Annotated in this window: 15 protein-coding genes; 7 read left to right on the top strand and 8 right to left on the bottom strand. The window is 69.2% G+C overall.

All coding sequences use genetic code 11. The features are described 5' to 3' along the window. From G6031_RS08170 to G6031_RS08160, 3 genes are all read left to right on the top strand, one after another. The coding region (locus G6031_RS08170; protein ID WP_277820086.1) for an acyl-CoA dehydrogenase family protein at positions 1-628 on the top strand (628 nt) is incomplete at its 5' end. Beyond that, positions 625-1,794 carry an acyl-CoA dehydrogenase family protein gene (locus G6031_RS08165; protein ID WP_182652989.1) on the top strand — a complete coding sequence of 390 codons (1,170 nt, stop codon included), beginning with the start codon at positions 625-627 and terminating at the stop codon, positions 1,792-1,794. The genes G6031_RS08170 and G6031_RS08165, both read left to right, overlap by 4 nt. A gap of 10 nt (positions 1,795-1,804) precedes the next feature. After that, complete coding sequence (locus G6031_RS08160; protein ID WP_179524545.1) at positions 1,805-2,626, top strand: inositol monophosphatase family protein; 822 nt, start codon at positions 1,805-1,807, stop codon at positions 2,624-2,626. A gap of 10 nt (positions 2,627-2,636) precedes the next feature. On the opposite strand, the gene G6031_RS08155 is transcribed toward G6031_RS08160, so the two are convergent. The 5 genes from G6031_RS08155 to hsaA all read right to left on the bottom strand — a co-directional run bounded on the left by G6031_RS08155 (position 2,637) and on the right by hsaA (position 7,884). Next, on the bottom strand, positions 2,637-3,833 hold the full coding sequence (locus G6031_RS08155; protein ID WP_179524544.1) for a sulfotransferase: 1,197 nt from the start codon (positions 3,831-3,833) through the stop codon (positions 2,637-2,639). Further along, positions 3,830-5,020 carry a hypothetical protein gene (locus G6031_RS08150; RefSeq protein ID WP_182652990.1) on the bottom strand — a complete coding sequence of 397 codons (1,191 nt, stop codon included), beginning with the start codon at positions 5,018-5,020 and terminating at the stop codon, positions 3,830-3,832. The genes G6031_RS08155 and G6031_RS08150 overlap by 4 nt, the downstream gene beginning before the upstream one ends. Positions 5,021-5,088: 68 nt before the next feature. Next, a complete protein-coding gene (gene hsaB / locus G6031_RS08145) occupies positions 5,089-5,673 on the bottom strand; it encodes a 3-hydroxy-9,10-secoandrosta-1,3,5(10)-triene-9,17-dione monooxygenase reductase subunit (protein ID WP_241730852.1) in 585 nt (194 codons plus the stop codon). A 102-nt stretch (positions 5,674-5,775) separates the two neighbouring features. Next, a complete protein-coding gene (hsaC, locus tag G6031_RS08140; protein ID WP_179524543.1) occupies positions 5,776-6,675 on the bottom strand; it encodes an iron-dependent extradiol dioxygenase HsaC in 900 nt (299 codons plus the stop codon). Between the two features lie 33 nt (positions 6,676-6,708). Beyond that, complete coding sequence (hsaA, locus tag G6031_RS08135; protein ID WP_182652988.1) at positions 6,709-7,884, bottom strand: 3-hydroxy-9,10-secoandrosta-1,3,5(10)-triene-9,17-dione monooxygenase oxygenase subunit; 1,176 nt, start codon at positions 7,882-7,884, stop codon at positions 6,709-6,711. Between the two features lie 188 nt (positions 7,885-8,072). Between hsaA and G6031_RS08130 the strand changes: the two genes are divergently transcribed. The 4 genes from G6031_RS08130 to G6031_RS08115 are packed head-to-tail and all read left to right on the top strand — an operon-like array spanning position 8,073 to position 11,343. After that, positions 8,073-9,296, top strand: a complete 1,224-nt coding sequence (locus G6031_RS08130) for a Rieske 2Fe-2S domain-containing protein (RefSeq protein WP_179524541.1) — start codon at positions 8,073-8,075, stop codon at positions 9,294-9,296. Continuing rightward, entirely contained in the window at positions 9,296-9,691 is a 396-nt protein-coding gene (locus tag G6031_RS08125) for a hypothetical protein (protein WP_182643866.1), read from the top strand. Before G6031_RS08130 ends, G6031_RS08125 begins: the two co-directional genes overlap by 1 nt. Before the next feature lie 55 nt (positions 9,692-9,746). Then, on the top strand, positions 9,747-10,808 hold the full coding sequence (locus tag G6031_RS08120; RefSeq protein ID WP_182652987.1) for a ferredoxin--NADP reductase: 1,062 nt from the start codon (positions 9,747-9,749) through the stop codon (positions 10,806-10,808). Positions 10,809-10,821: 13 nt separating this feature from the next. Further along, positions 10,822-11,343 carry a flavodoxin domain-containing protein gene (locus tag G6031_RS08115; RefSeq protein ID WP_182652986.1) on the top strand — a complete coding sequence of 174 codons (522 nt, stop codon included), beginning with the start codon at positions 10,822-10,824 and terminating at the stop codon, positions 11,341-11,343. 41 nt (positions 11,344-11,384) lie between these two features. Here the strand turns inward: G6031_RS08115 and dmpG are convergent, their stop codons facing one another. From dmpG to G6031_RS08100, 3 genes are all read right to left on the bottom strand, one after another. Beyond that, on the bottom strand, positions 11,385-12,449 hold the full coding sequence (gene dmpG, locus G6031_RS08110; RefSeq protein WP_182652985.1) for a 4-hydroxy-2-oxovalerate aldolase: 1,065 nt from the start codon (positions 12,447-12,449) through the stop codon (positions 11,385-11,387). A gap of 5 nt (positions 12,450-12,454) precedes the next feature. Further along, on the bottom strand, positions 12,455-13,402 hold the full coding sequence (locus tag G6031_RS08105) for an acetaldehyde dehydrogenase (acetylating) (protein ID WP_179524536.1): 948 nt from the start codon (positions 13,400-13,402) through the stop codon (positions 12,455-12,457). Positions 13,403-13,490: 88 nt separating this feature from the next. Continuing rightward, the coding region (locus G6031_RS08100; RefSeq protein WP_182652984.1) for an HNH endonuclease signature motif containing protein at positions 13,491-13,909 on the bottom strand (419 nt) is incomplete at its 5' end.

The raw sequence follows: 13,909 nt of genomic DNA, 5'->3' as shown, positions 1-13,909 counted from the left end.
CGCCGTCACGGGTGTCTCCCCGTTCGCACCGGACGCCCATGTCGCCGCGCACCTGTGGGTCGCCGACGACGACACGGTGTTCACCGGCGAGGCCGGCGAGGCCCGTCGCTCGGTCGACCGCGCGCGCACCGTCACCACCCCGACCCGCGGCGAGCAGGTGGGCTCGGCGAGCACCGTCGACCTGGTCAACCACGGTGCGCTCGGGACGGCCGCCCAGCTCATGGGCCTCGGGCAGGCGATGCTCGACATGAGCGTCGCCTACGCCACGCAGCGCTCGCAGTACGGCAAGCTCATCGGCCAGTACCAGGCGCTCAAGCACCAGCTCGCCGAGGTCGCGATAGCGCTCGAGATGGCCCGACCCCTGCTGTGGGCCGGCGCCCTGGCCCTCTCCGAGAACCCCGACGACCCGGCGGCGGCGGTCCGCGACGTCTCCGCCGCCCGCGTGGCCGTCGCCGACGCCGCCTACCTCTCCGCCCGCACGGCGCTGCAGATCCACGGGGCGATCGGCTACACCCTCGAGCACGATCTGGGACTCCTGCTCACCAAGACCCGTGCCCTGCAGACGGCGTGGGGCACACAGGGTTACCACCGCGGGCGCGTCCTGGACTGCCTGGAGAGCGCGCGATGACCGAGCCCACCGCCTCACCCACCGCCTCCCCCACCGCCTCCCCCGGCGTCGACACCGAGGAGCAGGCCGCGCTCCGGCAGTCGGTCGCCGCGCTCCTGGACAAGCGCTCCGACCCGGCGGCCGTGCGAGCGGCCATGGCCTCCGAACACGGCCACGACCCCGCCCTGTGGTCGACCCTCGTCGAGCAGATCGGCGTCGCCGCGCTGTCGATCCCCGAGCGGTACGACGGTGCCGGCGCCACCTGGGTCGAGACCCATCTGGTCTGTGAGGAACTGGGCCGACGGCTCACCCCCTCCCCCCTGCTCGGCTCGGCGGTGCTCGCCGCCCAGGCGGTGCTGGCCACCGGCGACGACGCGGCATGCGCCCGGATCCTGCCCGGGATCGCCGCCGGCGAGCAGGCGGCGCTGTGCTGGGCGTCGGAGGGCGGCTGGGCGACTCCGGGCGTCAGGGCGTCCGGGGACGACGTTCCCACCCTCAGCGGCACGGCCCACCACGTCCTGGGCGCCGACACCGCCTCCACGCTGCTCGTCGTGGCGATCTCGGGCGGGGACGTGGGCCTGTTCGAGGTGCCCGCCGGCACCCCCGGCGTCACCGTGACCCGGGTCCCCGTCATGGACCCCACCCGCACCCTGTCGCGAGTGGAGTTCGACGGCGCCGTGGCCACCGCGATCGCCACCCGCCCCAGCTTCCTGGCCCGACTCCGCGCAGCCGGGTGGGCGGCGATCTCGGCCGAGCAGGTCGGCGCCGCGCGCGCCGCCCTCGACGCGACGGTGCGGTACACGCAGGAGCGCACGCAGTTCGGCCGGACCATCGGCTCGTTCCAGGCCCTCAAGCACCGCATGGCCGACATGTACGTCAGGGCCGAGACCGCGGCGTCGCTGTCCTACTCGGCCGCGGCGATGGTCGCCGCGGCGCAGTCCCCCGGGGACGGGCCCGACTCCGACGACGCCGCCTACGCCGCCGAGATCGAGGCCGCCGCGGCCAAGGTGTACTGCTCCGAGGCGCTGCAGTGGATCACCGGCGAGGCCATCCAGCTCCACGGCGGGGTCGGGATCACGTGGGAGTACGACGTTCACCTGTACTTCAAGCGGGCCCACGGCACAGCTCAACTGCTCGGCCAACCCCACGAGATCCTGGCGGCGCTCGAGGTGGCCGCGGGCCTCTAGAATCACCTGCATGAGCCCCTTCCCCGAGCACGGACGGACCAACGACCAACGACTCGCCGAGGACCTGGCCGCACAGGCCGGACGGTTGCTCACCGACCTGCGGGTGTCCCGTGTCGCTCCGGAGGAACTCGGCGACTTCGCCGAGGGGGAGGCCCGCGCCGTGATCCTGGACCGGCTCGCGGTGGCCCGCCCCGACGACCTCGTCTTCGGCGAATGGAACCCGGACTCGCGGGACCGCCTCGAGGCGGACCGCGTGTGGATGATCGACCCGCTGGACGGCGTGAGCTCGTACTGCACCGAGGGCCGCCCCGACTGGGCCGTGCACGTGGCCCTGTGGGAACGCGGCCCCGAGGGCACCGGCGGGATCACCGCCTGCGCGATCGCGATGCCCGCGTACGGGCGGGTGATCACCGGCCGTGGCGCCACCACCTATCAGCCGATCTCCATCATCCGCGGACCGCGCCCCGGCCCGTTGGTCCCCCCGCGCGAGGACGACCGCCTGCGTATCGCCGTCTCGGAGGCCGATCCCCCGGCGTTCGCGGAGGAACTCGCCGAAACCCTCGGCGCCTCGCTCGCCCGCCTCGGCTCGGGCGGGGGCAAGACCGCCACCGTGGTGGAGGACGAGTGCGACGCCTACATCCACACCAGCGGCCACCACCAGTGGGACTCCGCGGCCACGTACGGGGTGGTGCGCCAGCGCGGACTGCACGCGAGCCGACTCGACGGCTCCGAGCTGGTCTACAACGTCGAGGAGAACGCGTTCCCCGACCTGCTCGTGTGCAAGGAGGACGTCGCGGACCGCATCATCGAGGCGGCGCGGGCGTACCTCTGACCCGGTACCGCTATCCCTCCAGGCCCCGGTAGCCGTCGAACCGCTCGGCGACCTGGTCCTCGCTCAGCCCGTAGTCGGCGAGCGTGTAGCGGTGTGCGGGCGCCCGGTCGCCGGACAGACTCCGGGCGTTCTCCGCCTCGACCGCCTCGCGCACGCCCTCGTCGAGCTCGGTACCGACCGCGGAGTACACCCGTTCGACCACTCCCGCCGGGTCCTCGATGAGCTCCCGGTGGTTGACGTCCACGAACGTCGCCCGCGAGCCCGGGTCGGCCTCGTGCCGGGCGCGCACCGCGTCGAACTCGGACACGCCCCGCGCCCACAGGTCGAGCTGCGAGGATCCGATGTATTCCGGGGTGAACCGGGTCGACCAGTCCGCTGCGGTCCGGTGCGCCAGCGAGAACATGGACGCCATGGACTTGCGCGGATCGCGGTGGGTCTGCACCACCACGGCGTCGGGGTACACCTCGAGCAGCGCGTCGAGCGCGAACAGGTGGCTGGGGTTCTTGAGGACCCAGCGCCGCCCGGGGTCGTCCGCACCGATCAGTTGGAGGTTGCGCTTGTGCCGCCGGTACGCGGGCACCCAGTCCACGCCCTCGAGCCAGCGCGAGTAGCCGTCGAGCCTGGCCAGGCACTCGTACGAGGCGGCCGTGGCCGACTGCCGGAGCAGCTGCCAGCACTCCTCCAGGTCGTCGGCGGAGATGTAGTGCACCCCTCCGTAGTCGGGGTTCTCCGACATGAACCCGGCGTACAGGTCACGCAGGCCGCGGTAGGTGGGATCGTCCTCCCACTGCTCCCTCGGCGGCCGGGGCTTGGGCACCTCGGTGAGCCACAGTTCCAGCCCCTGGTTGGCGGGGTCGGCGCCGAGGAGCCGGTGCAGCGCCGTGGTGCCGGTGCGGGGAAGCCCGGTGACGACGACGGGCCGCTCGATCTCGACGTCCGCCTGGGCCGGGTCCGCGGAGAAGCCGGCCTGCGAGACGAGCCGCGCCACCATCGCGCCCTTGAGCACGGAGCGCCAGTACTTGCTCCCCGCCGGGGTGAGGCCCGCGTCGGAGTGCAGGGAGTCCAGCAGCACGCCCAGCGCCTCGCGGTGGCGGTCCTCGCCGTCGCCGAAGTCCTCCAACCCGATCGCCCGCGAGGCGCTCGCGTGCAGGTCCTCGACGGTGCCGACGTGCACCCGCTCCGTGTCGCTCACGGCCGACCCGGTCATGACAGCCCCCTCCGCGCGAACGCGTCCTGCCGCGCGGCGATCCGCTCGCGCCACTGCTCGGCGGTCACCCGCTGGTCGTCGTACCCGGGTACCTCGTCGGCGAGCCGGTCGAACGGCACCACCTTCACCGAGGGGCCGAGCTCCGGCGTGACGGGCTCGCTCACCCGCTGCCAGCGGAACTGCATGATGCCCTCGCGGTGGCCCAGGGTCTCGATCCAGTTGGCCAGACCGGGATCGCTGTCGGCCACGACGAGGTGGATCATGCCGTCCGCGCCGACGTGCGCCTGGTCGGCGGTGAGGCTGGTCTGGTGGTGCACGTACTCGAGCGAGGCGTACCACATGCTGCCCAGCTGGAAGCCCTGGTAGGGCACGCCGGCGACGGGCACGGAGATCACCATGGCCTCGTCCGGGCCGAGTTCGAAGACACCCGCGGAGGAGAACTGCGTGGTGAGGCCGCCGGGGGTCTGCCGCGGTTCGTTCAGTGTGTTGCGGACCTGGTCCCCGAAGAACCACTCGGGGAACGCCAGCCACGTCCGTAACCGCCCGATGAGCGCCTCGGCGAGCTTGGCGTAGAACTTCTCCTGACCGGCGAGCGTCACCGGCTCCGGCGCGGTGCCCACCGTGTCGACCCTGCGCAGGATCGCCGACCCGGCCACCTCACGGCTCCAGTCGGAGTAGACCTCGCGGACGGCGATCATCGAGGTCCCCGGGTGGAGCACCACGTAGCCGGCGTCGCCCTCGTCGTCGTCGTGCCTCGCCGGACCCAATCGGAAGCGATACCGTCCGTCGGCGTCGATCTCCAGCGCGCGGTCGTCGAACGCCGCGTGCGACGCGGCGCGCTCATCGGCCGAATACGTCCCGGCCATGACCTGGAACGACAGGTCCGCCGTGGTGCCGCGACGGCCCTCGATGACGTACTCGGCGCCGTCGGTGAGGTTGGCGTAGAAGTACAGCGTGTCGGGGTTGTCCAGGCCCATCTTGGTGTACGGGCCCGTGGCCTGGAACAGCTGCGGGTGACTGCGACCGCGGTGTTGGCCGGTCTCGATGGCGCCGCGGATGGTCCCGAGCAGGTAGTCGAGCCCCTCCGCGACGTCCGCCTCGGTCCGCACGTGTGGCGCCGACCGGATGATCTCCTCGGCCTCGGCCAGCGCGCGGGCCAGCGGGCCGGTCGCCCCGGTCCCCCCCACCGTGCTCTCCCCCACCGTGCTCTCCCCCACCGTGCTCTCCCCCACAGCGCTCTCCCCCACCGTGCCGCTCACAGCCACGTGTAGGAGTCGGCGGATGTGATGAAGTTCTCGAGCTCTTCCTGCTCGGGCGTCGGATCCACGACGTCCTCCTCAATACTCAGATAGGCGCCGCGGTAGAACAACAGCGGCCGGACATCCCGCTCAGTCGGTCCGAGGTGGGCGACCCGCCCCAGGACGATCCAGTGATCGCCGCCGTCGAGGACCTGGTCGATCTCGCAGTCCAGCCACGCCATCACGCCGTCGATGACCGGCGAGCCGAGCGGGCTCGGCGACCAGTCGATCGAGGCGAACTTGTCGTCGCCGCGACGGCCGAACGTGGAGGACACGTCCTCCTGCTCCTCGGACAGGATGTTGACGCAGAACCTGCCGGCCGCCTCGATCCCCTTCCACGACCCCGACGTCTTCATCGGGCAGAACAGGACCAGGGGCGGCTCGAGGGAGAGCGCGGAGAAGGACTGGCAGGCGAACCCGACCGGCGCGTCGTCCCTGACCGCCGTGATGACGGTGATGCCGGTACAGAACTGGCCGAGCGCGTCGCGCAGTTCCCGGTTGGAGAAGCTCTGCCCCTCCGGGGGGTGGTCGGTGCTGCTCATCTGAAGTCGGTCCTCCCTGGACTCGGTCGTGCGCGGGCGTCATCGGGCGTCCCGGGCTCAGCTGGTGGACAACCCTGCTGCCCGGGAAACCAGCCTAGGCGTCTACTTGAAGCCGACGGAGAAGTCGTGGCCCCACAGGCTCACGGCGGTGGACTCCCGTGCCACCCAGTCCGAATCGTCGACCTGCACGCCCTCGCAGCCGTACTCGCAGTCGAATCCACCGGGCGTCTTCATGTAGAAGCTCAGCATCTTGTCGTTGACGTGCCGGCCGAGTGAGGCCGACATCCTGACCTTCTTGCGCAGTGCCCGGTCCAGCCCGAGTCCCACGTCGTCGGCCGACGCGACCTCGACCATCAGGTGGATGATCCCTGTGGGGTTGGGGAACGGGGTGAACGCCAGCGAGTGATGGCGGGGGTTGCAGCCGAGGAAACGCAGCCACGCGGGCTCCCCGTCGGCCGGTCGACCGACGATCTCCGGCGGCAGGCTCATCGAGTCACGGAGGGCGAACCCGAGGACGTCGCGGTAGAACTCCAGCGCCGCCGCCTCGTCCGGGGTGGAGAGCACGATGTGGCCCGCCCCCTGGTCGCCGGTGACGAACTCGTGCCCGTAGGGGGTCGGGATGCGGCGGTGCTGCAGAGCGATGGTGTGGTAGATCTCCAGCGTGAACCCGGCCGGGTCCTGACAGGTGATCAGCCCCCGCACCTTCCGGTCCCGCTTCACCTCGTCCGGGGCGTCCTGCCAGGCCACCCCGGCCTCGTCGAGACGTCGCCTGACGTCGTCGAGTTCCGCCTCGTTCGCGCACTCCCAGCCCACCGCGGCGAGCGTGTCCTCCGGCCCGGGGACGATGATCCACCGGTGCGGGTTCTCGTCCATCCGGAAGTAGAGCGCATCCGGGTCGTCGCCCTTGCCCTCGACGAACCCGAGCACCTTGGTGCCGTACTCGCGCCAGGCGTCCATGTCGGTGGCGTAGATCCGGACATATCCGAAGTTGCTTATTGCCATGCCAAGTCAGTCCTCTCGATCCGCTAGGGCGGATCAGACCATCGAGTCCGCGACCTTTTCGCCGAACTCGTTCTGTCCGTACATGATGTACGCCTTGGTCGCCTCGTTGGCCGCGTGGACCCGACCGGCGTTGGCGTCGCGCCAGAACCGCTGGATCGGCGAGGTGTCCTCGAGTGCGCGGGCTCCCGAGTTCTGGAACAGCAACCCGATCGCGTCGATCGACCGCTGCGTGGCGCGGACCTGGTCCCGGCGGGCCCGGGTGCGGATGTCCATCCCCGGGAAGTCGCCGGCCTTGATCAGATCCATCTCCTCGCGGACGTTCCGCATGAGCTGCAGCCACGCGGCGTCGATGTCCCCCGCGGCCTCGGCGAGCCGGACCTTGGCGAACGGGTCGTCCTTGACCTTGGTGCCGAACGCGGCACGGACCCGCGCGCGCTGGTGCTCACGGTGCACCTCGTAGCACCCGAACGCCATGCCGACGATCGGCGTGGAGATGGTGGTGGGGTGGATGGTGCCCCACGGCATGCGGTAGATCGGATTGGTGTTGATCTCCAGCCCCGGGCTGGTCGTGTTGGCCATGTCACCGAAGGACAGCACGCGGTGCGCGGGGATGAGGGCGTCCTTGATCAGGATGTCGTTGGACCCCGTGCCCTTGAGTCCGGCGACGTGCCAGACGTCGAGGATCTCGTACTGCGACTTCTCCACCAGGAAGGTGCAGAAGTCGATCATCCTGCCGCTGTCGTCGAGCACGGGACCGCCGACGAACACCCAGTCGGCGTGGTCGCAGCCCGAGGACCAGGACCACTTGCCGTTGAGGAGAAACCCGTCGTCGGTCTTGGTGGCCGCGCCCATCGGGGCATAGGAGGAGGAGATGCGGACGGTGGTGTCCGAGCCCCACACGTCCTCCTGCGCCTGCTGCGGGAACAGGGCCAGGTGCCAGTTGTGGATCCCCAGGATGCTCGCGCACCACCCGGTGGACGGGCAGGCCGACGCGATGGTCATGGCAGCGGTGTAGAACGCCTCCATGTCCGCCTCGTACCCGCCCCACTGGGCGGGCTGACAGAGCTTGAAGAAGCCGGCCTCGTCGAGTTCCGCGATGTTCTGCGGATGGACCCTGCGCAGGTCCTCGGTCTCCTGCGCACGCTCGGCGAACCCGGGCAGCAGTGCTTTGATCCGGTCGATGACCTCGTGGTTGGCGTGCTCGCTCATGTGATCCCTCTCTGGCTTTTGTGGGCCGCTTGGCCTTAGACTAGAACACGTTACAGTTTTGCACCAGACTGAACCGCCCGGAACTCAGGCTATGGCACCCCGTGCCAGCGCCTACAGGGATTGGTTGTGACCGGCATCCCGATTCTATAACCTGTTCTCATCCGGCTCATGCCCTCAGGAGGATCATCATGACCGCACTCGGCTCGGCCCCCGGAGCTGTCCGCGAGATCGACACGGGCGAGACCCGGGATCGTTACGCGCGCGGCTGGCACTGCATCGGCACCGTCAAGGAGTTCAGCGACGGAAAACCCCATTCCATCCAGGCCTTCGGCACCAAGCTCGTCGTGTGGGCGGGTGAGGAGGGCGGGATCAACGTCCTCGACGCCTACTGTCGCCACCTCGGCGGCGACCTCTCCGACGGTGAGGTCAAGGACGGCAACATCGCGTGCCCGTTCCACGACTGGCGCTGGGGCGGCGACGGCAAGTGCAAGGGCATCCCCTACGCCAAGCGCGTCCCGCTGCGCGCCAGGACCCGCGCCTGGATCACCAACATCCAGTCCGGCCAGGTCTTCGTCTGGCACGACCATGAGGGCAACCCGCCCCTCGACGAGGACGCGATCCCGGCCATCGCGGAGTACGAGACCGGGGAGTGGACCGACTGGGAGTGGAACCGCCTCGTGATCGAGGGCTCCAACTGCATGGAGATCGTCGACAACGTGGTCGACATGGCGCACTTCTACTACATCCACTTCGCGTTCCCGACGTACTTCAAGAACGTCTTCGAGGGCCAGAAGGCCACCCAGTACCTCAACACCAAGGGTCGGCCGGACCACGACCCCACGGGCGGCAAGTACGGTGACACCCTGCTCGAGTCCGAGGCGTCGTACTTCGGCCCGGCGTACATGATCAACCCCCTCAAGCAGATGTACGGGGACTTCGAGACCGAAGCGATCCTCATCAACTGCCATTACCCGATCGATCAGAACTCGTTCGTCCTGATGTACGGACTGTCGGTCAAGAAGCCCAAGGGTTTCGACGACGAGACCTCGGCCAAGATGGCCGCGAAGATCGCGACGTTCTTCGGCGAGGGCTTCCTCCAGGACGTCCGCATCTGGCAGCGCAAGTCCCAGATCGCCAACCCCCTCCTGTGCGAGGAGGACGGCCCTGTCTACCAGCTCCGCCGCTGGTACGAGCAGTTCTACGTGGACCGCGACAAGGTCGAGCCCGAGATGCAGGAGCGGTTCGAGTTCGAGGTCGACACCACCGCCGCCAACCAGTACTGGGAGGGCGAGGTCGCCGAGAACATGCGTAAGCAGCAGGCCGGAGAGGCCGAGATCTCGGACGAGCAGACCCAGTACACCGGCATGGCCGAGGTCGCCGGGGAAGCGAGCGCGTCCCGCGCGGAGAAGTGATGTTCAGGCAACACGACTCGCGGCGCGCGCCCACCTGGGACGAGACCGACCCGGCGCGCGCCGCGCGACTGCACGGTGACACCGATCTGGACCGCGAGACCTACACCCGGGCGGGTTTCCAACCCGTGGAGTGCCGTGCGTGCGGCACCTGTGTGTCCGTCCGGAAGAACAGCGAGAAGCACACCTCCATCCAGTGGACCGCGAGCAGTGACCGCGCGTGCCCCGTCCTCGCCGAATGGCGGGACGGCGGCGAGCGGCCGCAGGGCGAGGACACCTGCCCCCGGATGCTCGCGAGCATCCGGTACGCCTACGCGGAGGGTCTGATCACCCTCGCCGACGGCGTGGATCCTGCTGACGCCGATCACATGGTCAACCCGCTGTACGTCCCGGAGTAAGACGTCCGGGAGTGATCTCCCGCCCCGCCGCATTCAAGCGATAGGCTCCCAATCCATGACCGCCACCCCACAACTCGGCTCCTTCGTGCGCGAACTCTCGATCGCCGAGGTGATCGAGGAGACCGCCGACGCCAAGTCGATCGTCTTCGAGATCCCCGCCGGTGCCGAGGAGGACTTCCGGTACACCCCCGGACAGTTCCTCACCCTACGGATCCCCAGCGACAAGACCGGGTCCGTGGCGCGCTGTTACTCGCTCTCGAGCTCCCCCACCGAGGACTCCCGACTCAAGGTGACCGTCAAGCGAACGGTCGACGGGTACGGATCCAACTGGCTGTGTGACAACGCCGAGGTCGGCATGACCATGCACGTGCTGGCCCCGTCGGGCATCTTCACGCCCAAGAACCTCGACCAGGACTTCATCCTCCTGGCCGCCGGCTCCGGGGTCACCCCGGTCATGTCGATCCTCAAGTCGGCGCTCGCCCAGGGCACCGGTCACATCGTCATGGTGTACGCCAACCGTGACGAGAAGTCGGTGATCTTCAAGGACGAACTGCAGGCCCTGCAGCGGGAGAACCCCGATCGGCTCACCGTGCTCCACTGGCTCGAGTCGGTGTCGGGCATCCCCTCCCCCGAGATGATCGGCAATCTCCTGCACCCGGTGGCGGCCAAGCGCCAGTCGTACATCTGCGGCCCGGCGCCGTTCATGGAGACCGTCAAGGACGGGCTCCGCCGCTCGGGTGCCGACATGCACCTCATCCACACCGAGGCGTTCTCCTCGATCGAGGGCGATCCGTTCGCCGAGATCGTGATCGACGACTCTCCTGGCGACGACGGCGCCGGGCCGGCCACGGCGATAGTGGAGCTCGACGACGAGACCCACGAGATCTCATGGCCCCGCAACACCCCGCTGCTCGACATCCTGCTGTCGAAGGGGATCAAGGCGCCGTTCTCCTGCCGCAAGGGCGAGTGCTCGGCCTGCGCCTGCATCCTCAAGTCCGGCGAGGTCGAGATGATCCACAACGGGATCCTCGACCCGGAGGAGGTCGAGGAGGGGTACGTCCTGAGCTGCCAGCTCCTGCCCAAGACCGATCGCGTCGAGGTCTCGTACTCCGAGTGACAGACTCCAGGGTGTGAACCACCCTGTCGTCGCCTTCACCTCCCGATACGGCTCCACTCAGAGGTACGCGGACGCTCTCGCCCAGAAGATCGGGACGCGCGCCGTGGATCTCGCCTCGATCGGGGACGCGGACGCCGCCGACCCGTTGATAGTCCTCGCACCTCAATACGTCACGACGATCCTCGGTCGGCGACGCATCATCCGGGCGATCCGCTCGGCTCCGGGCCCCGCGGCCCTCGTCGTCGTCGCCCTGTCCCCCGCCGACGACCCCGGTCGCGGCACCCTCGCACAGAAACTCGTGGCGGCCTCCGGTCGCGAGGTCACCGTCTTCCAGTTGCGCGGCGACCTGGACCCGGACCGGCTGCGGTGGGTGGACCGCGTGCTCGTGGCCGCGCTGCGCAGGGAACTGCGCAAGACCCCGGACGAACCGATGGCCCGCCTCCTGCTCAATCGCGAGCGGGTGGAGTTCGTCGACGAGTCCACCCTCGGACCGATCGTGGACTGGGCGCAGGGGCACACCACGAACGGCACCTGACGGGACCGTCGACGAACTGCCGCGTTCTGTACTGATGCGGCCTAGACGCCCGCCTGCTCCTTCTGGATCTCCAGCGCGATGTCGATCAGCTGGTCCTCCTGTCCGCCCACCAGGCGGCGCTCGCCCGCGCGGATGAGGATCTCCGATGACGGCACGCCGTACCGGTTCGCGTGGCCCTCGGCGTGCTTGAGGAAGGACGAGTAGCAGCCCGCGTATCCGAGCATCAACGCCGACCGGTCGACCACGCACTCGGTCGGCATGAGCGGCCGCACCACGTCCTCGGCCGCGTCGGCGATCTTGAAGAAGTCCACGCCGGTGGTGATGCCGAGCTTGTCGCACACGCCCACCAGCGCCTCGACGGGTGTGTTGCCGGCGCCGGCGCCGAAGCGGCGGGTCGAACCGTCGATCTGTTGCGCGCCGGCGCGGATGGCCATGATCGAGTTCCCGACGCCCACGTCGAAGTTCTCGTGCCCGTGGAAGCCGACCTGCGCGTCGTCGCCGAGCTCCGCGACCAGCGCGGCGACCCGGTCTGACACCTGGTCCATGACGAGCGCGCCCGCCGAGTCGACGATGTACACGCACTGACACCCCGCGTCGGCCATGATGCGGGCCTGCTTCGCGAGCACCTCCGGGGGTTGGGTGTGGCTCATCATGAGGAACCCGACGGTCTCCAACCCGAGCTCACGGGCGTATCCGAAATGCTGGATCGAGACGTCGGCCTCGGTGCAGTGGGTGGCGACCCGGCAGATCGACCCGCCGTTGTCCCGCGCGGCCAGGATATCGTCCTTGATCCCCAGTCCCGGCAGGGTGAGGAACGCGATCTTGGCCTGCGTGGCGGTCTCGGCCGCCACCTTGATGAGGTCCTGGTCGTAGGACTTGGCGAAGCCGTAGTTGAAGGACGCACCACCGAGGCCGTCGCCGTGGGTGACCTCGATGACGGGGACCCCGGCCCCGTCGAGCGCGGCGACGATCTCACGGACGTCGTCGACGGAGAACTGGTGCCGCTTGTGGTGCGAGCCGTCACGCAGCGATGAGTCGGTGATGCGGATGTCGAGTTCAGGGCTGTACGCGCGAGCGTCTGCGTTGTACGGGTTGGTCCTGTCCATGGTCCTCACACTCCCAGCGTGGTGGTGGTGAGCTCGGTCCTGCCGAGCCTGGTCCGGGCGATGTCCTCGCCGACCTTGGTGGCGGCGGCGGTCATGATGTCGAGGTTCCCGGCATACGGCGGCAGGAAGTCCCCGGCTCCCTCGACCTCGACGAAGATGGCGACACGCGCCATCCCCCCGGTGATCTCGGTGGGCGGATCGAACTGTGGTTCCTGGAGCAGCCGGTACCCCGGCACGTACTCCTGGATCTCCTTCTCGCGCTTGCGGATGGCGGTGGTGATGAGGTCCTGGTCGGCGCCGGAGGGGATCGCGCAGAAGATGGTGTCGCGCATGATCATCGGGGGCTCGGCGGGGTTGAGGATGATGATCGCCTTGCCCCGCTTGGCGCCGCCGACCTTCTCGATGGCCAGCTTGGTGGTCTCGGTGAACTCGTCGATGTTCGCGCGGGTGCCCGGCCCCGCCGACTCGGAGGAGACCGAGGCGACGATCTCCGCGTACTCCACCGGGACGACCGAGGAGACCGCGTGGACCATCGGGATGGTGGCCTGGCCGCCGCAGGTGACCATGTTGTGGTTCGGCGCGTCGACGTGGTCGTGCAGGTTGGCGGGCGGGATGACCATCGGACCCACCGCGGCGGGGGTGAGGTCGATGGCGGTGATGCCCGCGGCTTCGTAGCGGGGCGCGTAGGCCTTGTGGACGTAGGCGCTGGTGGCCTCGAACAGCAGGTCGGGCTTCTCGCCTCCCGCCTCGATCGCGGCCAGCAGTTCATCGGCCCCGCCGGACATGCAGGTCAGTCCGTGGTCCGCAGCGCGCTTCATCCCCTCGGACTCCGCATCGATACCGATCATCCACTTGGGCTCGATGAACTCGCTGCGCTCGAGCTTGTACATGAGGTCGGTGCCGATGTTTCCCGACCCGACTATCGCGGCGGTGAGCATGGTCTTCTCTGTCATACCGACAGTCTCTCCACCTGTCTTCTCCGCCACAATCAGGCGTGCCGCTCAGCGGAACAGCTTGCGTGACGGAACCCGGAGTCGCCCGTCAGGCGGGGTGGGTGCGGTGGGCGCCTGGTGGGTTGGTGAGGTGGCCGTCGTCGGTGATGAGGCGCTCGAGGTGTTGGCGCCATCGGTGGTCGAGGATCCGGTCGCGCGCTTGGGCCAGTGGGCCGTGTGGGGTGGTGCGGTGTTCGTGTCCGGTTTCGGTGATGATGGTCAGTTCGCCGAGGGGTCCGGGCCGGTAGGCGCAGTGGCCGAAGGTCTTCTCGCGGTGGTGCTTGCGGCACAGGCAGATCAGGTTCCACTCGGCGGTGGGTCCGCCCAGTTCCGGGCGCAGGTGATCGAAGGCGATGACGTGGTCGATCTCGCAGTCGTGGGCGTCGACGGTGCAGCCGGGGTGGCGGCAGGTGCCGTCGCGTAGCCGGATCCTCTCGGCCAGCGCCGGGGTGATGAAGTACTTGAGCA

It is taken from the genome of Dietzia sp. CQ4, assembly GCF_014145125.1.
Classification (GTDB): Bacteria; Actinomycetota; Actinomycetes; order Mycobacteriales; family Mycobacteriaceae; genus Dietzia; species Dietzia natronolimnaea.
Note: the sequence above shows the minus strand (reverse complement) of the source record. Positions and strands in the feature narration are given on the sequence as shown.